At 70.6% G+C, this 25552-nt stretch carries 16 protein-coding genes and 4 pseudogenes; 6 read left to right on the top strand and 14 right to left on the bottom strand.

Going from position 1 to position 25552, the window contains the following annotated elements; translation table 11 throughout:
* Window positions 1-22: 22 nt before the first annotated feature.
* Genes fxsT through IO33_RS0138530 form a run of 4 tightly spaced genes read right to left on the bottom strand, consistent with a single transcriptional unit; the run spans window position 23 to window position 8072 of the window.
* Window positions 23-4561, bottom strand: coding sequence for an FxSxx-COOH system tetratricopeptide repeat protein (gene fxsT, locus IO33_RS46290; RefSeq protein ID WP_051927217.1), 4539 nt, complete (start codon window positions 4559-4561; stop codon window positions 23-25).
* 2 nt (window positions 4562-4563) lie between these two features.
* A complete protein-coding gene (locus IO33_RS0138520; protein WP_051927218.1) occupies window positions 4564-5538 on the bottom strand; it encodes an AAA family ATPase in 975 nt (324 codons plus the stop codon).
* Window positions 5535-7682, bottom strand: a complete 2148-nt coding sequence (locus tag IO33_RS0138525) for a VMAP-C domain-containing protein (RefSeq protein WP_051927219.1) — start codon at window positions 7680-7682, stop codon at window positions 5535-5537. Before IO33_RS0138525 ends, IO33_RS0138520 begins: the two co-directional genes overlap by 4 nt.
* Window positions 7683-7724: 42 nt before the next feature.
* Window positions 7725-8072: a CU044_2847 family protein gene (locus IO33_RS0138530; RefSeq protein WP_031173754.1), complete on the bottom strand. Its 348-nt coding sequence runs from the start codon at window positions 8070-8072 to the stop codon at window positions 7725-7727.
* 596 nt (window positions 8073-8668) lie between these two features.
* Here IO33_RS0138530 and IO33_RS0138535 point away from each other — a divergent pair.
* Window positions 8669-8992 carry an LppU/SCO3897 family protein gene (locus IO33_RS0138535; protein WP_245236005.1) on the top strand — a complete coding sequence of 108 codons (324 nt, stop codon included), beginning with the start codon at window positions 8669-8671 and terminating at the stop codon, window positions 8990-8992.
* 135 nt (window positions 8993-9127) lie between these two features.
* Here IO33_RS0138535 and IO33_RS53055 read toward each other — a convergent pair.
* Window positions 9128-9247: pseudogene (locus IO33_RS53055) on the bottom strand (transcriptional regulator); the annotation flags it as partial.
* A gap of 1015 nt (window positions 9248-10262) precedes the next feature.
* Window positions 10263-10586 carry a tyrosine-type recombinase/integrase gene (locus tag IO33_RS53060; RefSeq protein WP_245236006.1) on the bottom strand — a complete coding sequence of 108 codons (324 nt, stop codon included), beginning with the start codon at window positions 10584-10586 and terminating at the stop codon, window positions 10263-10265.
* Between the two features lie 28 nt (window positions 10587-10614).
* On the opposite strand from IO33_RS53060, the gene IO33_RS48375 reads away from it, so the two are divergent.
* Both IO33_RS48375 and IO33_RS0138560 read left to right on the top strand, forming a co-directional pair.
* A protein-coding gene (locus IO33_RS48375) for an IS5 family transposase (RefSeq protein ID WP_425347999.1) occupies window positions 10615-11522 on the top strand; the annotation gives its coding sequence in 2 pieces (ribosomal slippage) (window positions 10615-10960 and window positions 10960-11522; 909 coding nt in all).
* A 238-nt stretch (window positions 11523-11760) separates the two neighbouring features.
* On the top strand, window positions 11761-12759 hold the full coding sequence (locus IO33_RS0138560) for a YdcF family protein (protein WP_167349505.1): 999 nt from the start codon (window positions 11761-11763) through the stop codon (window positions 12757-12759).
* Window positions 12760-13254: 495 nt separating this feature from the next.
* On the opposite strand, the gene IO33_RS0138565 is transcribed toward IO33_RS0138560, so the two are convergent.
* The 6 genes and pseudogenes from IO33_RS0138565 to IO33_RS0138595 all read right to left on the bottom strand — a co-directional run.
* Entirely contained in the window at window positions 13255-14094 is an 840-nt protein-coding gene (locus IO33_RS0138565) for a restriction endonuclease (RefSeq protein WP_031173763.1), read from the bottom strand.
* Window positions 14095-14435: 341 nt separating this feature from the next.
* The gene (locus IO33_RS0138570) at window positions 14436-14909 is read right to left on the bottom strand and encodes a hypothetical protein (protein ID WP_107069482.1); all 474 of its coding nucleotides are present in this window, start codon (window positions 14907-14909) and stop codon (window positions 14436-14438) included.
* Between the two features lie 1121 nt (window positions 14910-16030).
* Window positions 16031-19246, bottom strand: coding sequence for a tetratricopeptide repeat protein (locus IO33_RS0138580; RefSeq protein WP_031173767.1), 3216 nt, complete (start codon window positions 19244-19246; stop codon window positions 16031-16033).
* A gap of 33 nt (window positions 19247-19279) precedes the next feature.
* Window positions 19280-19627 (bottom strand): trypco2 family protein, encoded by a 348-nt coding sequence (locus tag IO33_RS0138585; RefSeq protein ID WP_031173768.1) that lies wholly within the window; start codon window positions 19625-19627, stop codon window positions 19280-19282.
* A gap of 193 nt (window positions 19628-19820) precedes the next feature.
* Window positions 19821-21290 (bottom strand): DEAD/DEAH box helicase, encoded by a 1470-nt coding sequence (locus tag IO33_RS0138590; RefSeq protein ID WP_425348000.1) that lies wholly within the window; start codon window positions 21288-21290, stop codon window positions 19821-19823.
* Window positions 21230-21934: pseudogene (locus tag IO33_RS0138595) on the bottom strand (helix-turn-helix transcriptional regulator); the annotation flags it as partial. The pseudogene IO33_RS0138595 and the gene IO33_RS0138590, both read right to left, overlap by 61 nt.
* 93 nt (window positions 21935-22027) lie before the next feature.
* On the opposite strand from IO33_RS0138595, the gene IO33_RS0138600 reads away from it, so the two are divergent.
* Window positions 22028-22426 carry a VOC family protein gene (locus tag IO33_RS0138600; protein ID WP_031173771.1) on the top strand — a complete coding sequence of 133 codons (399 nt, stop codon included), beginning with the start codon at window positions 22028-22030 and terminating at the stop codon, window positions 22424-22426.
* Between the two features lie 378 nt (window positions 22427-22804).
* On the opposite strand, the gene IO33_RS0138605 is transcribed toward IO33_RS0138600, so the two are convergent.
* Entirely contained in the window at window positions 22805-23218 is a 414-nt protein-coding gene (locus IO33_RS0138605; RefSeq protein ID WP_031173773.1) for a winged helix-turn-helix transcriptional regulator, read from the bottom strand.
* A 100-nt stretch (window positions 23219-23318) separates the two neighbouring features.
* On the opposite strand from IO33_RS0138605, the pseudogene IO33_RS44955 reads away from it, so the two are divergent.
* Window positions 23319-24019 (top strand): annotated as a pseudogene (locus IO33_RS44955) (NADP-dependent oxidoreductase).
* A 211-nt stretch (window positions 24020-24230) separates the two neighbouring features.
* Window positions 24231-24542 (top strand): annotated as a pseudogene (locus IO33_RS48390) (transposase); the annotation flags it as partial.
* 226 nt (window positions 24543-24768) lie between these two features.
* On the opposite strand, the gene IO33_RS0138620 reads toward IO33_RS48390, so the two are convergent.
* Window positions 24769-25134, bottom strand: coding sequence for a hypothetical protein (locus IO33_RS0138620; RefSeq protein ID WP_245236007.1), 366 nt, complete (start codon window positions 25132-25134; stop codon window positions 24769-24771).
* Window positions 25135-25552 lie beyond the last annotated feature (418 nt).

The following is a 25552-nucleotide window of genomic DNA, read 5'->3' on the forward strand; positions in this document are numbered from 1 at the left end:
CGAGCCGACTTCACGAATCGCCCTAACCCGCGAGTCTCAGCAGGGCGGTGAGGGTCTTGGTGAGGCGTTCGGTCACCGGGTGGTTGGGGTCCAGCTCGCGTACGGCGCGCCGGTGTGCGTCCTGGAGCAGGGGGACGGCCTCCGGCACGCGGTGCAGTCGGTGCAGGGCGAGCGCGAGGTTGTGGACCGCGGCGAGCGTGTCGGGGTGGTCGTCGCCGCGGACCCGCCGGGACCGGGCCACGTTTTCCTCGTGGACGCCGTACGCCTCCTCGTGTCTGCCCAGATAGTTGAGTGTGACGGCGAGGGTGTTGGACAGGCGGAGGGAGTCGGGGTGGTCGGCTCCCGGCGCGCGGGACCAGGCCTGCCGCAGTGAGACGATCACGTCATGTGCCGCCTGGTGCTGTCCGCTCGCCATCAGGTAGTCGACGGCTTGCAGCAGTCGCGGACGGAGTTCCGGCCGCTCGGCCGCCCTGAGGTGGTCGGTGGTCAGGTGTGCGGTGAACAGGGACCACATGCGCCATGCGTCGGGGACGTCGGGCCGGCCGATGTCGACGGCGGCGAGGAAGGCGGCGACCTTGTGCGACACCGCTTCCTCGTCGGTCCGGGCGCGGACCAGCGCCTGGGTGAGCCGGTGGATCCGGAAGGTGTCGTCCTCCACGTCCGCCAGGCCCCGACGGGCCAGCAGCCGAAGGGTCGTGTCGGGCGGCGGATCCAGCCGGAACCCGGGGAGCGCGTACTGCTGAAGGAGACCCGGCACCCAGCTCACGGGGATGGGCTCGGGGCCGAGGTGCGCCGTCATGCTCAGGAGGTCCATGGCGACGAGGCCTTCGTGGCCGAGGCGGGTGACGGCCTGTGAGACGGGGGGCAGGACATCGTAGTTGGGCACTCCTGTCCTGTGGGCTTCGACGGCTCGGGCGAGAGCGAGGGGGTGGTCTCCCAGTTCTTCGGCGCGCAGGTGGGCCTCCCCGGAGCTCACTCCCAGCCGCTCGGTGAGGAAGTCCACTGCTTCGAGGCGTGTGAACCCCTCCAGGCGAGTCGGACGGGCGTGCTCCGCCCACGCGGGGTTCCTCGATGTGATCAGGACGTGACCGGGCCCGTCAGGCACGTATCGGTCGGCCGTCTCCGGGTCCTCCACGCCGTCGAGGACGATCAGCCAGTCGTCACGCGTGCGGAGCTGCTCGAACAGCGCCGGCATCCTGTCTGCGACCAGCCTGCGGGTCATCCGGACACCGAGGTGGAAGCCCAGTTCCGCGTACTGGCGTGGGATCCGCTCGTGGTCCTCGGCGTCGATCCACCAGACCACTTTGTAGAGGCCGGCGAAACGATGTGCGTACTCGACCGCGATCTCGGTCTTGCCGACACCGATCTGGCCGTGCAGCACCTGCACGGCGCCCCGGTCCTCCGACGTGAAGACGTCACGCAGGTGCGCGAGTACGGCCTCCCGCCCGGTGAAGTCCGGATCGCGGCGCCCGACGTTCCAGGTGCCGGGCACCGACTGTGGGGTGGGTAGAGGGGGGCGCCGGAACGACGGGGGCGGCAGGGGCGACGGGAACGGTGGAACCGGTCCGGGCACCGCGCTGTGGACCGCGTCCAGCAGGGCGGCCAGCGCGGCCGGTTCGTCAAGACCGAAGAGGTCGCGGCGCAGCACGCCCCGCAGGGACTCCGGCAGGTCTTCGGCAGCCAAGTCCTCCACGGCCAGCGGGATGACGCGGTACCCGCTCACGAAGAAGCCGGTGCCGAGTCCGCCCCGGCCTGGTGCGGCATAGGCCTTGGAGAGCAGCATGATCACGGCGTCGGCGCTCCGCGCGGCGCTGTGCAGGTGCCGCGCGAACGCGTCGTCCGGGGAAACCTCGGCCACGTCCAGGACGACGCGGTGCCCCAGCGCCTTCAGGTGCCAGACGATCCACTCGGCCCAGGGGCGGTCGACACCGGCGTAGCTGATCAGCAGGGTCCGGGGTGCGGTGGTCTCCGGCCCAGGCGGATATCCGGGGCGCCCGTCGGAGTAGCGCGGGGCGGGTGCCTTCGCGTGCGCGCGCAGGACCCGGGAGACGTGTGCGGCGGAGGGCCGTGCATGCGGATCCGGGTCCACGCACCGCCGTAGGGCGCGTTGTACGTCGTCGTCCGCGAAGCCCGGCCGCATGGTGAGCAGCAGGACGGCGAGCGCGAAGACGTCGGACGCTTCCGTGGGCCGGGTCAGGCCGGAGGCTTCCAGCTCGGGTGCGAGGTAGGCGTCGTCCAGGCCGGGCGCCGGGCGCTGCCGGCTCGGGACGCCGTCGATCGTGGCGGTCGCCCAGTCCGTGATGAGCACTTCCTTCTCGGTGACGAGCACGCGGTCGGGGGTCAGTGCGCCGTGGACGATCCGTTTGCTGTGCGCGCGGGCCACTCCGGCGGCCAGTTTGGCACCCGTCGAGGCGAACTGCGTCTCGCTGAGGAGCCCGTCGCGCAGCAGCGCTTCCAGAGTCTGGGCCGGTTGCCCGATCTCGATCCGCTCGATCTCGATCCGCACCCTCGGAGTCCGGGGCGGCTGACCGCTCGCGATCCGCACGTGGGGGTCGACCGCCAGCCACGGCACGTCGTCCAGTTCCAGCCGCCAGAGCCTGGGCGCGCTGAGACCGATGAGGCGTACCAGTGCCGTCGCCTCGGTGCGGGCCAGCTCCCTGTCGACGGTGCGGTCCCCGCTGCGGGGGACCCGCAGCAGCGCGATGCGGTCGGGGTCCGGGTCGGTCCGGGAGGGCCATGCCAGGTACTGCACGACATGCCCGTGGACGGTGCTGCCACGGGCGAACGGGGTGTACGGGCCCAGCCGTGCCGGGTCGTCCTCCCGCAGCTGCTGCCATGGCGAGCCCGGCTGGAGGACGAGGCCGAGGACCTCGGCCCTGCTGCTCTCCCCAGACGGCGGCAGAGGGGACGTGGGCGCCGGGGCGGCGGACAGGCCGAGGCGCCGCAGCAGGCGCTCGTCGGCGACCGTGAACGGCCGCCCCTTCGCGCTGACCCGGCCGGGGCCGTGCTCGTGTGCCAGCCAGGCGGCGAAGTCCGGTGCCCCACCCGCCAGTTCGGCGAGACGGGCACCGAGCGTCCGGCTGGTCCGCAGCAGTTCGCTCGCCGGTACGGTGCTCAGCAGGATGCGCCGGGTGTCCTCGGGGAAGTCGAAGACGCGCTGTTCCGGGTGGGTGCGGTCACCACCCGTGTCCGTGCGGCGCATCAGGCCGCCGAGGAAGACCTCCGCCAGGTGGCTGGTGTCGACGTGGTCCCCGAGAACGTCCTGGATCAGCCGCATGACCGGCACGGTCACCGGTGCGACGGCTGCCACGTGCGCGGCGAGACGGTAGGCCTCGGGGGTGGCCGCCGCGCGGAAGCGCAGGACGTCGTGGCCGACGTCCTGGGGGTCCGGCCAGGGCGCGGCGGGCAGGGCGGCCGGCAGGGGGGCCAGCAGGCGTAGTCGCTCGCTGGCACCGGTGGAGCCGATGAGCCGGGCCCAGGCCTCGACCACGGACGCCGACGGTTCCAGGACGGGGACGGGCAGTCCGTCGAACGGGGCCAGTTCCGGCGGCAGGACCGGATCGCGGATCTGCCACGTGTGGTTGGCGGCTCCCGCGCGCCGGGTGGTCACCTGCCACAGCCGGCCGTGGATGCCCGAGTTCTCCCGCAGCGGTTCCGGCAGGGTGTGCATCACGGCGGTCGGACCGTGCCGGGCCAGGCGCGCGAGGGCGGCGTGCATCCGCCCGTCCTGCCAGGCCGTTCCGACGCCGTCGCTCATCACCAGCAGCAGGGTGCTGCCGGCGGCGGCGTCGGTGGCGTTCACGGTGGGCGCGGCGCCGTGGTCGTCGCCGAGGTAGGGGCGCGTGGAGATCCGCGGGGCGCGCCGGCTGCGGGTGTCGAGGCCGTGCACGCGCACGGTGCGGAAGGCTCCGCTGCGTTCGAGGAGCTGCCGTACCTCGGTGACGAGGCGGCGCCACAACAGCATGGACACGCCGTCGTCGACCAGCATCACCAGGTCGAGCCATCGGGTGCGGGCCGGGCGCAGGACGGGGTCCAGGAGTCCGGTCTCCGCCACGACCGTCACGGTTGCCCGCTCGTCCAGTTCCCAGGCGCGCGGATCGGGGCGGCTGCGTTTGAGAGGCCGCAGGGCCCGGCTCAACGGCAGTTCCTCCCGCCTCAGGACCTTGCTCTCCGGGATGCGGAGCGGAAGCGCGGGAGAGGTCTGCTGGTGCCCGGCGCCGTCGGCCGCGTGCAGTGCGCCGCCGGACCCCTCCGGGCCGCGCGGCCGCGTGGAGGTGCGGGCCGCCCGGTCCGCCGCGGTGTTCTCCGCGGGCTGGGTCGCGGAGGTCGACGGCCGGGGGGCCGTGGGGTGCCGGTGGCCCGGGTCCCGCGAATCGTCTCCGTCGCGCCGTCCCTCGGCTCCGGGGCGTGCGGTGTCGTCCGTCCGCCCGGCCGCGCGGGCCAGCGGCGCCGCGGCTCCGGAAGGCATGTGCCGGGCCAGCCACAGGACGTCGAGCAGTTCCTCGGCGGACACCGGGACCCCGCCGTCGGCCAGTACCTTCAGGAGCGCTTCGGGCATCATGGCTACACGGTGCCGCCGAGCCGGTGCAGCACGGCGTCGAGGAGTCCGTCGGCGTCCAGGCTCACTCCGCCCATGCGCAGGAAGACCGCGTTCAGCAGCTGGTCGGTGGCGAGTTCGCCTCGGGCGCGCCGGTTCAGGAACGCGGCCATCAGCTCGTCCATGCCCGCCACCTCGGCCTCGCCCAGGTGGGCCGCCACGATGGCCCGCAGTTTGTCCTCGTCGGGGTCGGGCAGGTCCAGGCGGATGCAGCGGCGCAGGAACGCGGGCGGGAACTCGCGCTCGCCGTTGCTGGTGATGACGACGACGGGGAACTCCTCGCAGCGCACCCGGCCGCGCGCCAGTACGGCCCGGGCTCCCGCGTCGAAGGTCATCACGTCGACGGTGGTCTGGCTGTCGGGGAGCCTGGCCAGTTCCGGGATCTCGAACTCGCCCTCCTCGAACACGGTCAGCAGGTCGTTGGGCAGGTCCAGGTCCCCCTTGTCCAGCTCGTCGACGAGCAGCACCCGTGGCTGGGCCGTGGGCAGCAGGGCGGTGCCCAGCGGTCCGAGCCGCACGTAGGAGCCGATACCCAGGCCGGGTTCGTCGTCCTCGCGCGCGAGGTTGCTCTCACGCAGCCGGCCGACCGCGTCGTACTGGTACAGCGCGTCCTGCACGGTGCTGCGGCTGTTGACGGACCAGGTCAGCACCGTACCGAGGCGCAGCTCGTGAGCGATGGCGTACGCCAGCGAGGACTTGCCGGTGCCCGGGTGCCCGGTGACGAGCAGCGGCCGTCGCAGGTGCAGGGCGGCGCTGACGACGTCCGCCTCCTTCCCGCCGATGAGGTACGGGCGCTCGGTGGCCCGGGTGGTGCGGGGGAAGCGCCGCCAGGGCGGAGCCGGCGGCAGGGCGACCTCCCGTTCCTCGCCGTCGCCCCGGAACAGCCGCCACTCCTCGTCGCCGGGTACCGGAGTTCCCCGCACGCCGCCGGTATCGGTCATCGCGTCTGTGCTCCTTCAGCTGGGTCCATGAGACGGTGGCGGCTCGGCAGCGGCAAGGGTTCCTCCGGTTCCCACACCAGGGACGGACGCGCCCGGTGGTGCTCGGGGTCCGCCCAGATCCTGCCCCGGAAGGTCCGCACCCGCTCCGGAAGCTCCAACAGCGGTCCGTGCGGGGCGATTTCGTCGAGGTCACGGGCGTCCGCGTGCGACTGGGCCGCCCGGTCCCAGATGATCACGGGGACGCCGCAGGCCAGGCAGATCTCCAGCAGGATCTTGCGGGCCGCGGCCGGGCCGTGCAGCACGACCTGGCCGGTGCGCTCGTGGGACGTCCGCAGCAGGCTGTAGAGCTGCTTGGGGTCGGCCGTCTCCTCGTCCACGACGAGGAGTTCGGCCGCGTCGGCGTCCGACCAGCGGGCGCGCAGCATCTGCGCGTGCTTGGGGTTGTGGCCGGTGATGTCGGGGCAGCGCAGCGCCACCCGGTGGCCGACTCCGAGCGGTTCGCCCGGCAGCCACTCGATCGCGTTCCCCGCGTCCCACTCGTCGACCGGCAGATGCAGGCCCTCCCGGTCGACGAGGATGTCCACGTCCTTGACCTCCTGGCCGCTCTCCAGCTCGGCGCGCTCCGCCGCCTGTCGGATGAGCCGCCCGATGCGGTCCGTGGTGGCGGGCCCCGACTCCTCGGTGAACACGGGGACCGGCGTTCCGTCCTCGCGCACCTGCCACAGCCGGCACCGGTACTGCCCCTGCGGGTCCGAGGCGAAGGTGCTGATCTGCGCGACGACACGGGTGACGGCGGCCGGCCGCCGACCCGCCCAGGCGGTCGCGTCGGCTCTGCGCTGGGCCAGGGCGGCCTGGTGGACACCGAGCCGGCGGGACACCCGCCCGTTCCACGTGCGCAACTCCTCGCGGGGCGGATCGGGCAGTGCCGCCGCCGTGAACTCGACGAGCTTCAGCAGCGCGGGCACCGAGGGACCGCCGTCCGGCAGGTCGCCGTCGGACAGTGCCTCCAGTTCGCCCACTGCCGCCTCGACGTCTTCCGGTGACAGGCGCGCACCGCGCAGCGCGGCGGGCAGCGGGGTGTAGCGCAGGGCCTCGCGGGCCGCGCGGGGCAGCAGGGCGGGATCGTACGCGGCGGCCTGCTTGAGTTTTCCGGTCAGCGTCCGGTGCTCGCCGACGGAGAGCAGCCGGGCGGTGTCGGACATCCGGCCCGCCGCGAGCAGCCGGTCCAGCGCGTGTGGACGCCCGCTGCCGGGGTGGGCGGAGGCCAGGGACTCGGTCAGGGTGGCCAGGGCGCGGTCCGCCGTGATGAGCAGGTCCGCCAGCTCCTCCACGCCGGGTGCCGAAGCGTCCGCGGGCGGGAGGTAGCCCAGTTGGTCCGAGAGTCTTCTGGCGTGGTCGGCCCGGATCAGCGGATCGCCGAGGAGTTCCCACAGGGCGTGGCCCAGTGCCTCCCGGGCGGGGTCCGCGGCCAGGGGGTCGCGTGCCGGGCACCGCTCGATCAGGTCGCCGGCGCCCGCGGCGAGCAGTTCGGCGCGGATGGTCTGCCACGGCAGCGCCCAACTGCGCCGTACCACCTGCTGGCCGGTGAGCGGGCCGTGTGTCTCGCGGTGCGCGACGACCAGTCCGAGCACGGCCGGATCGTGCCGGTGCCACAGCGGTCCGCCGCTGAAGCCGGGGGCGATGGCCGCGCCGGACAGCGCGCCGTCGAGGTAGTAGATGCCCTCGTCGGCCAGCTTGACCTCGGTGTCGGCGAAGCCGCCGGCCTTGCCGTCGGGGCCGAAGGCGCGGACCGCCTGGCCCTCGGCCATCTCCCGCCACACCACGGGCCGGCTCTGCTCGGGCGCGGGTTCCGTCAGTTCCAGGACGCACAGGTCACCGTGCCAGACCCCCGACGGCATGCGCCGGGGCGGCACCCACACCGTCACCCGGGCGACGGTCCGTCGGGGGGTGCCGGCGGTGTGGAAGACGACGTCCAGCCCCTCGGCGGCGGGGCGGTCGGCGCTCAGGGGACGCACGCCGAGGGCGTCGTTGACCACGTGCGCGCAGGTGAGGACCTGTCGGGGAGACAACAGCACCGCGGCGCCCGCCTCCTTGCCGCCGCCCGGCTTCTCCACCTCCCCGGCGCCCTGCCTCAGCACGGACACGACGGGTCTGGGGGATCCGTCCTGTCGGAACCACGTCATCGGTCAGTTCGATCCGCTGCCGAGCCGCCAGGTCGCCGTGATCTTCATGGTGGCCTGACCGCTTCCGCCGACGATCCCGAGCTTCAGGTCCTGACCGATCTGCACCCCGAACTCCACGGAGACGTCCTGCGGCGGGTTCTCGGCGCCCATGACCGAGTCGTGCACGTGCTGCAGGACCGGGCCGAGCGGTCGCAGGGTCGCCTTCAGGGCGTCCGCGGCCATCGCCGTCACCTTGGCCCCGCCGCTGGCCACCGGTGTCCAGCCGTCGCCGTCCGCGAGGGGCTCCCCGACGTCGGCGAGTTCCAGACGCACGTCCGCCCCGGCGAGGCTGAGTTCGATGTAGTCGGGCATGGAGCCATTCTGTCGATCAACTGCTCTCCGGGTAACGGAGTTTACGGTACTGCGACCGGACGCACGGGCGGCCACCGGAGGTACGGCTGGGCACCGGGCGGGCGGCTGGGCACCGGGCGTCGGCCAGGCACGGGGGGGGCGAGCAGGCACGGGCGGCCCGACGCGCCACCGCATGCCGATGCTGCAAGCCAGGCGCGCGCGACCGGGCGGTCAAGGGCCGGATGCCGATCATGCGGAAGATCTGCGCGACTGCGTAGACGTACAGCGGGCGGCCTGGTGTGAAGCCGGGAAGTAGACGGAGCCGTCGCTGAGTCCGGGGTTGATGACCAGCGTCTTTTCGTCGGCGACCGGCTGTATGGCGCGTGACCGCGGTTGGCGGCCGTGCGATCCCGAAGGGTAATCTCACGCTCGCATTGATCACCACTCAACCATGGGGATTCCCAGGTATGTCGACGCCTCCGCCGCAGTATCAGAATCAGCCGCCGTACAGCCAGCCGCAGCAGCCCTACGGGTACCCGCAACAGCCACAGGCCCCCCATGGACACCCGCAGCCTCCCCGCGGGCCGCAGCGACCGCAGCCGGGCGGTCTGGGGCGGATGCTGAAGTCCGCCGTCATCGTCATAGCCGTGTTCGGCGCCCTCGGCTACTGGGTCTGGGACTACAACACCGACCCCAACGGCGGCAAGGCCAAGAAGGAGGCCGAGGCGGCATCGCACAATCCCACCATCGGCGACTGCGTCAAGGTCCAGGATCCCCAGGGCAGTCCGGTACCGACGGTCGTCGACTGCGACTCCCCCGAGGCCGAGTACAAGATGGGCGACCTCGTGGTCGCGGGCCAGCAATGCGGATCCCAGTACGACTACGCCATCAAGGTCACCCGCCGGGGCCTGGGCCACACGATGTGCTTCACCAAGCTCTGAGCCTCTGATCCCGTTCGCGGCCGCCGTTCCCGGGAACGGGCGTCGGCCCTGCGGTCATACCGGCGACGTCGATGTGACGGTCGCCGCGCATCGATCCCCCTGGTTGTGCCCTCTCATGACATTGGTTCCTCGCGGTCAGGCTCGGCGGGCGTAGGACGTGAGGCGATCAGCGAGCGCGATGACGAGGTCGCGGAGTTCATCGGGGCGCTCGATGACGAACGGCCGGTCGAGTAGGGCGAGTACCGGAGGCAACCAGTAGCCGCCGACTCCGTCGTGGTGAACGAGTCCGCCTTCGTGGACGGCGTCGACAGGCTCGGGATCGGCGATGCCGCCCTAGAAGATCGCCAACAGGGCGGTGGCCTCTTGCGGGCTCAGCGGCTCGTGGCGCCGGGCCGGCTTGGCGGGCGACCGATCGGTCCCAGTCTTGGAGCGGCGATGAACTGGTCGTGCTGCTGGTGGGTGAAGCTGGTCGAGTGGGCGGACCGCGTGCGCGTGTGCGGTGATCAGGGTCAGCGCGTTGGTGGCTTTGTCGGGCTGGTCCCTGGCCCGATGCCGTGTCCTCGGCACGGTCACGGACAACGCAACGCGCCAAGCATCCTCCGGCAAAACGGTCCTCACAGCGCCGTTCGGTTGGGCGTCACCGTGACGCCCAACCGAACGTCACATCGGCACGCGACTAAGCTTGAGGCGTTGACCTGCAGGGCGTGCTTGGCGGTCTGACCTGAGCGCGGGGTGGCATCGAGCCCACCCTTACCTTCCTGCTCCCCCAGGGGTGCGAGGCTGTCGGCCAGCGTCGCTCTCGGCCACGCCGGCATCGGTGGGCGCAGCAGTCACCCTCGCTGCAGCGGTCTTCGAGGCGCCAACTTGACTGGTGCAGAGAAGGAACCGCCACCACCGCAACAGATCCAGCCCGTAGGAGCGAACCGTTGACGGCGCTTTCCCTGCCGCCAGCAACTCCTGGAAGTAGACGGCGACCGCCTCGACAGCCGCTCCGTCGGGATCGATCAGCCGGTAGGGCTCGTACCGGTCGCCGGTCTCCAGCAGCCGACCCCACCGGGGAACCACCAGGGCCGCCAAATCTCGTCGGGGAGCATCGTTCATCACGACCGGTGACCGTAGTGCCCGGTGACTTCATCTGCCCACTGAACTGGGCAATCTCCAGGCCTCGTTCAGTCAACGGGGCATGCTCGTGCTTGCACGGGGTGCCGTAAGACCGCCCGCAAGTGCCGAGGGAATCCTTGCGGAGCTCGAAGTGCTTCTGGAAGTCGTGTCATTCCGCGGAAGTAGGCTCGCTGCATTCCTCCTGCGGACGCTCGGCCCTGCGCCGGTCGAGGAAACTTCGATAGGTCCGAACCAGGTCGTCCTGGAAAACAGCGAGGTACGCCTGAGTCGTGGTCAATGTCTTGTGGCCGACAATCCGGGCCGCGATGTGACCGGGCAGACCGCCGGTGACGGCCTCGGTCGCGAACATCCTCCGGCAGTCATGCGGCGTGCAGAGCAGCGGCTCGCCGGACTGGTCGTGGAGTCCGGTGACCTCCAGGGTCCGGTCGAGCAAGCGCTTGACGCCGGCCTCCTCATCACCTGTGGCTGCCACTAGGCCCTGTTTGATAATTGATCTTGTGGTGGGTCGTGGTGAGCTGACGGATGCGGCGTGGGAGCGGATAGCGCCGCTGTTGCCGGGTGTTGACGGGCGGGGTCGTGCGTGGCGGGATCACCGGCAGGTGATCAACGGGGTGTTGTGGCGGTTACGGACGGGTGCTCCGTGGCGTGACCTGCCGGAACGCTTCGGGCCGTGGCAGACGGTCTATGAGCGGTTCGCCCGGTGGGAGGCGGACGGGACCTGGGCCCGCCTGCTCGAGGAGGTCCAGGTCCGCGACGACTCGGTCGGGGCGGTGGAGTGGACCGTGTCGGTCGACTCCACGATCAACCGTGCCCACCAGCACGCCGCTGGCGCCCGTAAAAAGGGGAGGCGTCGGGGGACGAACTGGAAGATCCGGAACGCGCGGCGGATCGTCAGGCGCTCGGCCGGTCCCGCGGCGGGCTGACCACGAAGGTGCACCTCGCCTGTGACGGTCGGGGCCTGCCCCTGGCCGTTGTCGTCACGCCGGGCAACGTCAACGACTCCACCGCCTTCGACGCGGTCCTGGACGCGGTGAGAGTGCCCCGGACCGGCGTCGGTCGGCCGCGCCGCAGGCCCGACGCGGTCATCGCCGACAAAGCGTATTCGTCACGGGCGATCCGCCAGACGCTGCGGCGCCGCGGCATCCGGGCGGTGATCCCGGAGAGAGCGGACCAGAAGGCCAACCGGATACGGCGCGGCCGGGCCGGCGGCAGACCACCGGCCTTCAACCGCGATCTCTACAAGGCCCGCAACGTCGTCGAACGCTGCTTCAACCGGCTCAAGCAGTTCCGCGCCATCGCGACCCGCTTCGACAAACTCGCCGCCCGCTACCGGACCGGACTCCACCTCGCGGCACTCATCCTCTGGCTCCGCGAACCCCAACAAGATCATTTGTCAGACAGGTCCTAGGAGCGTACACAGGGCGTACATATTGCGTCCATGGCGTTCACGCTAGTGCATGCGGGCCGAGCCGCCCGGGGCAACGTACGCCCGCCTGCGGCGCGTCGCAGCCGGTCTGCGAGGATGTCGGGCGGCCGTCCGCACCAGGTCCGCCGCGCTGCGCGAGCCCGGGAACGCGCAGGCGGCGACAGGCGGGCGGGGACGGGCCCCGGGGCCCTGCGGGTGGGAGAGCGGAGTGGTGCGGGACGTGCCGGAGTACCCGGAGTACCTTGCCGCGGCGGTGTTCGCCGCGGGCGGCGTCGTGCATGCCGTGCTGGCGCCGCACCGGTTCTCCACCGCGGTCCTGTTCTGCCTCGCGGTGACGTCTGCCGGACTCGGTGTGTCCGCCCGCAGCGCGCAGACCCACCACACCGTCGCCACCGTGCTCGCCGTCCTCGCCCTGCTCGGGGCGCTCGCGCTGGGCCTGCTCCTGCTGGTCGACGCCGTCCTCCTGGTCCGGCGCTACGGACCGCAGCCGCCGTTGCTCGCCACCGGCGCCGCCGGCTGCGCGGTGCTGGCGGTGCTCGGCCTCGACGCCGTCCTGTACGCGGTCGGCGGCGAGGTGGCGGGTGGGCTCATGGTCGCGGTGAACGCGGCCGCGGGGTACCTCTCGCTGCTCTTCCTCGTCTTCACCGGGTACGTGATCGTCCGGGGGCGCAGCACCCCGCCTCCGGGGACCACCCATGTCGTCGTCCTGGGCGCCGGGCTCGACGGCGACCGGCCCGGCCCGTTGCTGCGGCGCAGGCTGGAGCGCGCCCTCGCGGTGGACGCGCCCGACGTGCCAGACACGGATCCTGTGACGTTCGTCGTCTCGGGCGGGCAGGGCGACGACGAGGTCGTCTCCGAGGCGGACGCCATGGCCGACTACCTGCGCGCCCGCGGAGTGTCCTCCGACCGGATCGTGCGGGAGGACCGCTCCGTCAACACCAGGCAGAACCTCCGCTTCAGCGAGGCCCTCATAGAACGCGTCGGTCCCGGCCACCGGGCCACGGTGGTCACCAGCGGCTTCCACGTCTACCGCACCACCCTGCTGGCCCGCCGCGTCGGCGTCCCCGTCGACGTCATCGGCGCGCCGACCTCCCCCGCGTACTGGCTCTCCGCGACCCTGCGCGAGTTCGGCGCCGTCCTGTGGCTGGACCGGCTCCCGCTGGTCGGGCTCAGTCTGCTGCTGGCGGCGCCCGTGGCGACGGCGGTCTTCGAGCGCTGAGCGAGTCCTCGCGCCCTTCGGTGACACCCTCCTCGGCGTGCCGGTGCGATGAGTTCGCCGACTTCTCGCTCGGCTGAGCCTGCCCCGTCGTGTAACCGCGTCAGGGTGTTCGGCGTCGCGAGGGCCTGAGGCGGTACCTCTCGGCTTCCTGCCGCTCGCGCCAGTCCCACTCCACACCGCCAGCCGGGCCTGTGCGGCGGGCGGCCCGAGAACATGGGGGGGTCACCGCTCAGCCCGGGTCGTCGCGGACACTGGCGCGGTGACTGGCAAGCGGCGCAACCCCGCACCGCCTACACCAGGCCGGGTGCGGGGCAGCTTCGGACTCTTGTGAGGGCGGAGATCGGGGGCCTCGAAGGCGCGGGGAGGGTGAGGGAGCGGGCTTCGGCACGATGCAACGCACTGGACCGGCGAGCAGGCGACCGCCCAGTGGTTCGGCCCGTCGCGGAACCAGGGTCCGTCTTCAAGGATGAACGGGGTCGACGGGTATGCGGGGGCTCACCCTTCGTAGGGCGTATCCCAGGGGCAAGGACCTGTGCCCAGGTGCCACGCCGTGAGCGCCTCGGCATCCATGCACACGATCCCGCACTGCTCGGCGTACTCCAGGGCCGGTGCCGTGAAGTCGGCGGTGGTGACGACGACGGCTATGTCGGCTTCATGGACGGTGAAGCAGGTACCGCCGAAACGCTGGAGGTCCTGCGAACCGACCCTGTTGCCCTCGCCGTACCGTTTGCACTGCACCACCAGACGGTGCCCGCCCGGGGCCACCGCGAGCACGTCGGCTCCCAAGTCACCCGCGCCACCGACCACTTCGACGTCCGTGCACCCATCCCGGACACACAGCTCGGCTATCGTCCGCTCGAACTCCTCGGGATCCAGCACCGCATAGTCCATCACCTGCGGAACGACAGCGGCATCCAGCAACAGAGTCTCCTCCGCATACGTGGCGCCCGGTGCAGGTGCCGTTGCTGTTGCTGTTGCTGTTGGCGTTGCCACCGGCGGCTCGGCCACCTCCACGGGGGCGGCGGCCACAGCCGGTTCCTGCAGCGCGTCGGCCGCCGTCTCCGCCGCCGCCTCAAGTGCTTCGGTCGCACGCCGCAGAGCTCTGCAGGCCGACCATCGGCGCCGACCCCGGTGACCGGCGATGACAGCGGCCGAGGCCAACAGCAGCAGGATCACCGCCCAGACAGGGCGCCGCTGTGCAGCCTGCGCGGCGGTGCGGGCGATCAGCCCGCCAAGACTCAGCAGCAGTGCGAGAAGAACGAAGAACCAAGTCGTCGTACGCAGATCAAAGCGACGACGGCGCACGGGACGCAACGGGCGAGTAGGCACAGTCATGATGGACGTTCCTCCCAAGCAGACTTCCGATGAAGATCACTTGGGCTAGTGCCCCAGGAGGAACGATTCACCGTGTCACCACCCCAGGCGATGCCGAGGAATCCGGCTCAGAACGCTGGGAGAAGGGCCTGGGCCCGGGCGGCCCCAGGGCTCGGCGGTGTGCGCCAGGATCGTTGCGAGGTGCGTGACGTGCTCGCTGGACGTCGCGGAGGCGGGCTCAAGAACGCGAGAGCGTAGCGCGGGGTGCGGGGTGTGACGGGTGTCGAGAGTCGGTGGTACGGGCGCGCGTGCGGGGCGGACGCCGTGCGGTGGGCCCGTCGGCCCACCGCCCGTACGCGGCGTCAGATACGGCCGCCGGTCAGCCGCGTGATCGGACCGAGGCTGTGACGGCCCGAACGGCGGCCCGCCGCATAGGAAGCGGCCGTCAACGCGGTCACACCCGCACTGATACCGGCGGCGATCAGCTTGCGGTGGGCGACCACCGCAAGAGCCGTCTTCGCCGTGGCGGCCACCTGCCCAGTGGCCGCCTTGGCCGTCGCCGCGACCCGCCCGGTCGCCGCCACCAGCGTCTGACGACCCGCCTCGGCCGCGCGGGCCATGCCCTGCGCCGCCGAACCAACCGTCTCGGCTGAGCGCTCGGCCCCGGAGGCGGCCGCCGACTTCGCGGCCGACGCGGTGTCAGTCGCCTTGTCCGCCGCGCCCTTCGCAGCCCCGGCGGCGGGCGCGGTCGCCTTGTCCGCAGCGCGCCGCGCCTTGCCGGCAGCCGCACGAGAGGCGGCCTGCTTACTGTTCGTTCCGGATTTCGCTTCAGTCATGGACTGCGCGTTGCCCCTCCCCCGGCCCGCAAACGCGTCCGGCCGCATCCCGTACGGGCTTTGCGCAGTACGGCGAGTTCCTCGGCGAGGGCGGTGGCTTTGTGCCGGCCGATGTGCCGGCGGGCGCTGGTGTGCCGGTCCATGTCGTCCCGCCTCCCCGGGACGCGGGTGGTGCCTGTGCGGCGCACAGGCGAGAGCCTGTCCGGCCGGGACTGGTTGCTGCGCACGGGGCTGATGGCCTTGGTGCCCGGCCAGGGTGGCTCGTCCGTATTCAGGCCGCTGATGCATCCGGCTGGAAGGCGCGGCAATGCACGACGGGCGTGGTCGGCGACGATGCCGTAGTTCGTGGTGGGCACCTCGCCTCGCGGAGTCTTAGCTTGTCGTTTAACCAACGGCGTTCGGCGGGGACGCGGCAGCGGTCACCTGGGCGGTCCAGGAACCGGGTTCCCGGGGCGGATCCCAGGTCACGTCGACGCGTACTTCGTGGAAGTCGCGTGCGAGTCCCACCACCATGGCCGCCGCGGCGGCCCGTGCCTCGGTTGGGCCGGCGTTGACCGGAACGTCGGTGAGGCGCCCGCAGTGCATCCCGCCGTCCACGGTGATGACACCAACGCACCAACGGCGCCCCGACCGTCGTCGCCCTCGCCGCCGAAGCCCAAGTCCCCCGCAACGCCCTCAGCCAACGCCACCCCGACCTGCGCAACGAGTTCTACTCCCGCGTCCGCGACCGAGCGGCAACGCCCGACGTCGAACTCCGGCTGCGCGCCCAAGTCGCCCAGCTCAAGCAGACCCTGGCGAACAAGAACCGCGAGATCGCCCAACTCCGCACCGACACGACGGGCCTGATCCGCTCCCTCAGCCAGCTCACCGAAGAGAACGAACGCCTCCGCCGAGCCCATCACCTCCCGAGCGCCGACGTCATCCCCCTGCGCCCGCACCCCACTGCCCCCGGCCCTACACACAGGTAAGAGATCTGCTGGCGAGCACAAAAGAGCCACGTGATGGTCCTGAAGCCCGGCCCGGGTTCGCGTTACCCCCGCATAGCCTGGTTGGCCTTGAGTAACTCTGTAACCAGCAACCGGGGGCGACACGGCAGCCGAGGACGGCTCCTGCGATCTCTCTCAGCTGGCCAATGGTGGAAAACCGGGCGGCAGCGGATTCTCAGCCAGCCAGCGCCGGACCGCCTCTGCCTCCCCTGGACGTCCGAGAGCATCCAGAGTTTTTGCCTGGATGCTCAGCGCCTCGTGGAACAGCGGAAGCAGGTGGCTACCCGCTGCGAGGTGAGGCCGAAGGTGGTTCGCCGCGCCAATCGCTGCTTGCAGCGCCTCCCACAGATGCCCCGCGTTCGTCAGAGCACGTGCTTGCATTGCCAGTTGCGCGCCGACGAGAGGTTCGAAGATGGCGGCGCGCTCGTTGTCCAACCGGCGCCGGATCTCTTCCGCCTCCTGCTCAGCAGCCAGGGCCTCGCTGTACCGAATGACCTGTCGCAGCGCGTTGCCAAGCGTGGACAATGAGTTTGCGAGGTCAAGTTCGTGGGCGGCTGGGTCGTCTGCCGCCAGCTTGCGCCGGATCTTCACTGCCTCCTCAGCCACGATTATGGCCTGCCTGCCCCGACCCATCTTCCAGAGGGCTCGGAAGAGCATGGACAGTGAAAGTGCGAGGCCGGGTTCGTGGGCGGCTGGGTCGTCTGCCGCGAGCCTGCGCCGGATCTTCACTGCCTCCTCAGCCATGTCCACGGCATCCCGGTACCGACCCATCATGTGCAGCGCGTCGCCAAGCATGGACAGTGAGTTCGCGAGGTCGGGTTCGTGGGCGGCTGGGTCGTCTGCCGCGAGCCTGCGCCGGATCTTCACTGCCTCCTCAGCCACGTCCACGGCAGCCCGGTACCGACCCGCCTTCGACAGGAAGAGACCCAACCCGAACAGTGAGACTGCAAGGGCGTACTCGAACCCGGGGTTGGCAGCCGTCCGTCGACGCCAGTTTTCCGCTGCTTCCTCAGTGGCAGCCCACGCTTCATCGTCCCGACCTACATTCGACAGCCAGACACTCAAGGCGCCCAGAGACGAAGCGAGGTGTGCTTCGTAGACAGGATTGGCAGCCGCCTGTCGACGCAGGATCTCCACCGACTCCTCCAGAGCGGCGATGGCCTCACCAGGCCGATTCGCCGCTGACATCCAGGAGGCCTGAGAAGACAGTGACCCGGCAAGTTCGAGTTCGTAGCCTGCAGGGTCCTCGGTCGCCGCATGCCTGTCGACTTGGACAAGGGTGTTGGCCATGCTCAGAGCCAGGTCGATGACGGCGGAAGCCGGGAAGGGGAGCGCCGAGACTGTGGACCGCAGTGCCTTTCGGGTGAGGGGGACGGTGTCCAAGGCGTTGTTGAGGGCGCGGAGTACGCCGCGGCTGTCGGTCGTGCGATCGGCGCTGTGATAGGCGATGGCGGCGCGGGCCAGAACGGTAACGGTCTGGGCCTGCTGCTCCGAATCGGCTGCGCCGAGGAGCGCGGGCAGTGCGAGGTCTCCCCGCAAAAGAACACTGCTGGCGTGGTGCTCGGCAAGGCGATCGGGCTGGAGCGAACCCCAGTAGCGGTCGTGGTCGGCGGGGTAGAGCTGGGCAAGCCAGGCAGCGGTACGCGCGATCTTGTGTGCGGGGACGACGGGAAGGGTGGCCAGAACCTGCGCGGCGCTTCCGGTGCTGTCGGCGCCGCACAGAGCCGCCACCGCGACCGCGGCCCTCAGCGCAGGCATATCCAGGCCGAGTTCGAAGGCGTCGGCGTCGGCGCTGTCCTTCCAGAAGCGTTCCTCATGCCGCAGCAGGGTCTTCTCGGCCGGTTCGCCGGTGCCAGCGGCCACGGGGCGCGGGCCGTGCTGGAGGAGAGCGACCAGGGCGGTCATCTGCAGGGTGAGGGCGTTGCCGTAGCGCGAGTGGGCCAGGTCGTCGGCCGGGCTGATGGTACGGGCCAATGCGGTCCAGTCGTGTCCGGGCACGCTGGATGCCCCAGGCAGCAGTAGGGCGAGATCGCGGGCGGCATCACGGAAGGCTTCGTGCCGCACCTGGGGAGGTTGCTCAGCCGGTTGGAGAGGACCGAGCGGGACGAGGGGGGCCGTGGCCAGAAGGTCGCGCACCGGGGCGGTTGCGCTGAGAGCGTCAGTGCGCCACTCCCCGTCGGAGCGCGCGAGCAGCAGCAGGCGAACACGGTAAGGGGAGTCGAACAACTGGGTGGCCAGGGCGCGCAGCAGGTAGGGGCGGGTCTCGGCATAGTCGACAACCAGGAGGAGGGGCAGCGCGGTGTTCAGGGCGGTCAGGTCGGGCACCGGGGCGTACTGGTTGGGGCGGTCGGTGAGGTCGGCACGCAGGTGGCCGGTGACCCAGCCTTCCTTGCGGAGGGCGTCGGTGAGGTGGCGGGCGAGGCGGGTTTTGCCCTGGCCGCCGGGGCCCGTGATCACGCGGATCGCAATCTTCGCGGGGCCCTCGGTGCACCAGGCGCGCAGGTCGGCGAGTTCCCGGTCGCGTCCATGAAAGGCGACGGCCGCAGTGTCGGCGCGCAGCAAGGCGGCGGGCGAGCCGAGGTTGCGGTCGACCGCAGCGGGTTTGAGGAGGGGGGCGGGTTCGATGGGTTCGAGGACCGGATCCCACCCAGTGTGCCGCAGGACGAGCTGGCGGAACTCGGAGGGCTGGTCGTCCTCATCGGCGAGGAGGTGACTGACGGGGGTAGCGGTCAGGCGAGTGCCGCCATCGGCCCTGCGGTCGCGGCGGATGATCCCGCACAGCAGGTCGCCACTGTACTTGTCGTCCGCCAGGACGGCTGCGCCGGAGATGCCGGACCAGCGTGTGCCGTCGTTGTCCGGAGGATTCGGTGGGATGGCCTGCTTGCTAGTGATCTCGTAGCGGCCGGCCAGCGAACCGGTGCCGGGAGTGATCTTGCCGGGCAGGTGCTCGTCCAGGTCACCCCATTCACGGTCCTGCTGCATGGCGGGGAAACCGGTCAGGGAGATCCGGTGTGGGCGGGTGCCGATCAGGTGACCGTAGCGCTGCGGAGGCCTGGCGGTCAGGTCGGACAGGGACTCGGGCACCGGCCATCCGCAGTCGGCGGCGATCTCGACCAGCGCGGCATCCGCGGTCTCGTCCTGCCGTTGCCAGACCACCGTCGCTGGGTACTTTTGCTCGTCACTGTCGGGCTGGCACACAGTCACCGCGTACGGACCGGCGTCTCGGTCCAAATCGTCCAGAACGTGGTCGGCGGTCAGCACCAGCCTCGGTGCGACAAGATACCCCGTCCCGGACCCCTCCCCGCCGCCTTTGAGGAGCAACCGGATCTGTACCCGGCGGTCGAACTTCATGAAGGCTCCCCCCTCGATCCCCGGTCACCCGACCTACTGATCAGCCGATCGCGGCGAAACCCTGCGCACGTTGACGTCGCCGCCGCCGGTCCGATGCGGGGTCAGTTTCACGTGCACGGTGTGGGTGGCCTTGGTGCCGCTCTCCTTCTTCCCTCCGAGGCTGATCACGCTCCACTTCAGGCCGCCGTTGACGCCCTTGGTACCGGTAAGCTCCAGGCCCATGTCGAGGGTGATCTCCCCCATCGTGAACTGCACGCCCTTGTCACCCCCACCCACGGGGTCGGCGATCCGCCGCTGGGCCTCGGCGATCTGATCGCGCAATAGCGTGATCGCATCCGCCAGGTCCAGCCACTCACCACTCGTGCCGTCCTCGCTGCTCATACCGTTCCCTCCCTGCACCCCTGCTGTTGCGGGGGGTGCGTACCGACCCACTGCCCACCGTCGTCCCGCACCAATCCCTCTCGCCCACGCAGCCCGAATCGTGATCTGTGCCGGTCGCGATGGCGGTCTTACAGCCCCGGCCCGAGGACGGAAGCAAAGAACTTCACGTTTGGGCCCCAGCTCAGATGCAGCTTCAACACGCTGACTTGCGAAGGATGACGAGGGCGGTGAGCTCGGTGTTGTCGAGTTCGGTGAGGGCGCCTTCGCCGGAGGCGAGGACGGAGTCGGTCAGGGCCCGTTTGCGGGCGAGGAGGTCGTTGATGTGGTCCTCAACGGTGCCCTCGGTGATCAGGTGGTGGACCTGGACGGTGCGGTGCTGTCCGATGCGGTGGGCGCGGTAGGTGGCCTGATCCTCGACGGCGGGGTTCCAGGGCCGGTCGTAGTGGATGACGTGCTCGGCCCGGGTGAGGGTCAGTCCGGTGCCGGCCGCCTTGACGGACAGGATGAACACCGGGGCTGGGTCGGGGTCGTGCTGGAAGGCGTCGACGAGCTCCTGGCGGCGGGCCGGCGGGGTGCCGCCGTGGAGGAAGCGGACGGAGCGGCCGCGGACGCGCAGGTGGTGCTCGAGGATGCGGCCCATCTGGACGTAGCCGGTGAAGACGAGCGCGGCTTCGCCCCGGTCGGCGAGGGTCGACGTGAGCTCGTCCAGGGCTGCGAGCTTGCCCGATCGACGGGCGAGGCCGTCCGGCTCGGCGTCGTCCAGGGGCTCCTTCAGGTAGAGGGTGGGGGTGTTGTTGATCTGGCGCAGGGCCTGGAGCAACTTCAGGACCAGGCCGCGGCGTTCGATCCCGCTGCTGGTGGTGATCTTGTCCATGGTGTCGCGGACGATCGCTTCGTACAGGCCGGTCTGCTCGTCGGTGAGCGCGACGATGCGGTGGTGGTGGACCTTGCCGGGCAGCTCGGGGGCGATGCCGGGGTCAGTCTTTCGTCGGCGCAGCATGAACGGGGCGACAAGCCGGGCAAGCCCTGCGGCGGCGGGCGCGTTGGGGTCTTTCTCGACGGCGCCGTAGCGGGCGCGGAAGGCGGAACGGGTGCCGAATATGCCGGGGTTGGTCCAGTCGAGGATGGCCCACAGCTCGGTCAGGTTGTTCTCGACGGGGGTGCCGGTGACCGCGAGCCGGGACCGGGCGGGGACGTCGCGTAGTGCCTTGGCTGTGGCGGAGGCCGGGTTCTTGATGTGCTGGGCCTCGTCGGCCACGACCAGGCCCCACTGGGTGGCGGTGAGGGCGGGGTCGCGGCGCAGGGTGCCGTAGGTGGTGATGACGACCGTGGTGTGGTCGAGCGCATCGGTGTCGAGGGTGCGGCCGGTGCCGTGGTACCGGAGGACGGGGGTGTCCGGGGCGAAGCGGGCGATCTCGCGCTGCCAGTTCGTGATGAGGGAGGCCGGGCAAACCACGAGGGTCGGGCCGGCGGTTTCGCCGGCCGTTTCGGCGCGGTGGAGGTGCAAGGCGATGGTCGTCAGCGTCTTGCCCAGGCCCATGTCGTCGGCGAGAAGCGCTCCGAAGCCCAGGTCGAGGGTGTGCGCGAGCCAGGTCAGGGCCCGCTGCTGGCGAACCCTGACAACACGCGCTCCGCCGGACCGGGACCCCCTGACGCTTCGAATGAGCCGGGCAGGGTCCGCGCGTCTGCGATGCGATCGAGCCGGAAGGTTCGATCCTCGCCGACCTGGGCGTCCTTGCCCGTGACGTACCACCGGCCCGCATGGGCGACGATCCCGTACGCGTGCAGCGTGCGTTCGCTGCGCCGTCCGTCACGGTCGGTGTAGCGGATCGAGACCGGCCGGCGGTGGCGCACCGCATCGGCGATCGTGAGCAGGACACCAGCGTCCGGGTGGTCCAACTCGCCAGGCCGATCCGTGAAGGAGAGAGCCTCCAGGAGTGTGTCGAGCCGACGGGCGATGTGCTTGGGCAGCACCCGCCGGATCTTCGCTGAGGCCGTCTCGTTCGCCGTGCGCTCCGTCGTCGTCAGCCCTGCCCGTCGGCCGGCGACCAGCCCGAGCAGCACGGCCAGCGCCTCGTCGTCGCTGAGCATGAGCGGTGGCAAACGGTACCCGGGAGCCAGCCGGTACCCGCCATAGCGGCCGCGCACCGACTCCACCGGCACGTCGAGGTCGATCAGCTGGTCCACATACCGCCGCACGGTGCGCCCTTCGACGCCGAGACGGTCGGCGAGCTCGGCCACAGTCCGGGTGCCGCCCGACTGCAGCAGCTCCAGGAGTGTCAGCACGCGCCCGGTGGGTCGTGGCATGTTGGCAGCCTAACGCGAATACAGGACCGATTCTGTCCACTATTTCTCCTAGCCTGCGACGTGTACGCCTCCAGCACAGCCAAGGAGATTCCCATGGATTTCGTCTCGATCCGCATCATCACCAGCGACGTCGCACGCCTCGTCGAGTTCTACGAGCGAGCCACAGGGATGCAGGCGATAAGGGCCACCGAGGACTTCGCCGAACTCAGGACCGCGGGCGCCACCCTCGCGATTGCCAGCACCCGTACCGTCCCGCTGTTCGCCCCGGGCTCTGCCCGCCCGGCGGACAACCACAGCGTGATCACCGAGTTCCTCGTCGACGACGTGGACCGCGTTCACGAGAACCTGACCGGCTTCGTGACGGACTTCGTCAACGAGCCGACCACGATGCCCTGGGGTAACCGGTCGCTGCTGTTCCGCGACCCCGACGGCAACCTTGTCAATTTCTTCACCCCCGTCACCCCGGAGGCCGTCGAAAAGTTCGCACGCTGACGCCACGCACAGCCGCTGACGCGGAAGCACTGAACCTCGCCCGCCGCGGCCGCCGGGTGCTCAGCGAGAAGCGCCCGGCCGTCGCCGACGCATGGCTGTTGAGCGTCGAAGCCCTCGGACAAGCGGCAGCCGGGGACCGGTGCAGCGCCGACCAGGCCCTGACCGCATCCCGCACAGCGACGGAGACTCTGGCGGCCGACCAGGAGCCGGCGCCCGGGTGGCAGCCTGGCGCGGCACCTCCACCCGACGCGGACCCGGCCGACGCTGCCACGGGAGTCATCGTCACGAACTGCGGATCATGGTGGCGCAGGGCGAACGAACCGGGCTGGCCCTGGATGACCAATCCGAGGGCGACCAGGGCTGCCGAGCCGGAGGCGATCAGGCCGTGACTGGCTGTACCTCCTGGGCGGCCCGTGCGTCGTAGACGTCGCGGGCGTCCAAGACGGCGTTGATGTTGTCCTCGGACCAGGCGCGGATCGCGTGCATCAGCGCGGTGACACTCTCGCCCAGTTCGGTGGCCGCGTATTCGACCCTTGGCGGAATGGTCGGGTAGACCGTGCGGGCGACGAGCCCGTCCCGTTCCAGGGTACGCAGGGTCTGGGTGAGCATCTTCTGCGTGATGCCGTCGAGGCGGCGCCGCAGCTCCCCAAAGCGTATCGGGCCGTCGGACAGTGCCCCCATGACCAGCATGGTCCACTTGTTGGCGAGCACGTCCAGGATCTGACGGGAGGGGCAGGCGGCCAGATAGGCATCCGCGCCGCCATGAAAACGCAGGTTGTCGGTAGTACCCATGAGGTACCTATATACCTTTCAAGTGCCTTCTGTTCAACGGGTACTGGCCCGCCGAGGATAGGGACATCCCAAGCAACCTTCCGAACAGGAGTGCATGACGATGCGTGCGATCACCCAGAAATCCTTCGGCGGCCCCGAGGTGCTGGAGCTCGTCGATGACGCGCCCGAGCCGGTACCCGGACCTACTCAGGTGCTGGTCCGCGTCAGGGCGACCAGCGTCAACCCCGTGGAACTGTTCGTCCGCTCCGGCGCCTTCCCGTTGCTGGGCGAGCCGCCTTTCGTCCTGGGCTGGGACGTCTCCGGGGTGGTGGAGCAGGTCGATCCGGGGGTGCACCGGTTCAAGGTCGGCGACGAGGTCTACGGGATGCCGTACTTCCCGGCCGCGGCCGGGGCCAACGCCGAGTACCTGGTCGCCCCCGCACGGCAGTTGGCGCGCAAGCCCGCCGGCATCAGCCACGAGGAGGCCGCGGCACTGCCGCTGGTCGGGCTGACCGCCTGGCACGCACTGGTGGAGATCGCTCAGCTGCGGCCGGGGCAACGAGTGCTGATCCACGGCGCGGGCGGCGGGCTCGGGCACATCGCGGTGCAGCTGGCCCCAAGCTGGCGGAGCGCTTGGGCGTGCGCTTCGCGGCGGTCGGCGTGGAACCGGACCCGGCCGGCCTGGACGCACTGACCGAGCTGGTCGAGACAGGGAGCCTTCGAGTGCACCTGCAGCAGGTGTTCCCGCTGGAGAAGTTGTCCGAGGCACACGAGGTGCTGGCCGCGGGCGGCGTGCAGGGCAAACTCTCGATCACGGTCTGAAGGGATTGCGTCACATCTGATCAGACAGCAGCGTCCACCCGCCGCTCGGCCAGAACGCCGTTGTCGAAGCGGGCCCCGGCACGGACCAGAGCGACGAGGTGGGCGCCCCTGATCGCGCGCCAGCGACTCCGGGCGGACCGGACGCCAACCGTCACCACCATGCCTCGTCGAACTCGGCGCGTACACACGGCGTGTTACGGCCGGCCCGGCGGTCTCGGTCGACTCGACCGCCAACCGGGTCCATCAGCACGCTGCCGGTGCTCGCACAAGGGGGCGCCGGCGGGGGACGAACTGGAAGATCCGGCACGCACGCAGGCTGGTCAGGCGCTCGGCTGGTCCCGCGGTGGGCTCACCACCAAGGTCCATCTCGCCTGCGACGGCCGGGGCCTGCCTCTGGCTGTCGTCGCCACCCCGGGCAACCTCAACGATTTAACCGTCTTCGACGCACTCCTGGAGGCGGTACGCGTCCCCCCGGGCTGGCGCCGGACGGCCGCGCCGCAGGCCCGATGCGGTCATCGCGGACTGCTTCGCGCTGGTCGACGTCCGGGGCGCTGCGGTGGCCGAACGGGCGATGGGCATTCCAGCAGCACGAGCACCGGCTTCGAAGTGCCGATGATCGTGCTGGAGTGACTGAGGGATCCGGGCGCGCGCCAGGGGGCCTCATGGGCGTCGGCGTGGCGGGAACGGCGCAGCTGCAGCCGACCCGCGGGAGGGTCGGCTGCAGCTGCGACTCTGGCTTCGGCGTAAGGTCAGGAAGTGCGCTTCAGGGTCCAGGTGTTGGGGTTGAAGCTGGGGACGGCGGAGTAGCGACAGCCGCTGGAGTAGTAGGTGCTGGTGATGGTCCAGCCGGCCGGCGGCCAGGTGGACGCGCAGGCGTTGACCTGCGTACCCACGGGATAGCCTCTCAGGTCCTTGATCTGCTTCATGTTGGGCGTGAAGCCGGATCCGCATCCGGCGCTGTTCCACCACTGGACGTCGACCCATCCGTCCGGGGTGAGGGCGCTGGCGCACATGTTGACCGTGTCACCGGGGGCCGCGGATGCGGGACTCGCGGTGACGGCCAGGGCGGTGACGGCCATGGAGGCCAGTGTGACGGCGAAACGGGTGCGGATCACGAGACGTTCCTTCCTCGGCACACTGGGGATCGCCGCCGACCGTCGGCGGGTCGTGCCAGGCGCCGCACTATTGCTATCCGACCGGCCCAAACTCCAGAAAGTCACGTTTTGGGCATATCTCGGCGATCGTTTAGAGCCGCCGCGGTGGCGGTCAGCCGAACGACGGCCGGGCCTCGGCGCGCACCCCGCGTCAGGCGGCACGGCAGAGTTCTGCCGGGCCCGCTTCCCGATTCATAAAGGCGAACCCGGCCTTGATCATTTGTCAGACAGAACCTAGTAACCTGAGTCAGAGGTTCGTCGTTGGTTTGGTGTGAACCGTCGTGGACCGAAGATCCCGCCGTTGTCGGTGACGGATGCCCAGCGGACTGTGCTTGAGGAGTGGGTGCGTCGCCGGTCGACGGCTCAGGCTCTGGCCTTG

This window comes from Streptomyces durhamensis, from assembly GCF_000725475.1.
Taxonomy (GTDB): domain Bacteria; phylum Actinomycetota; class Actinomycetes; order Streptomycetales; family Streptomycetaceae; genus Streptomyces; species Streptomyces filipinensis.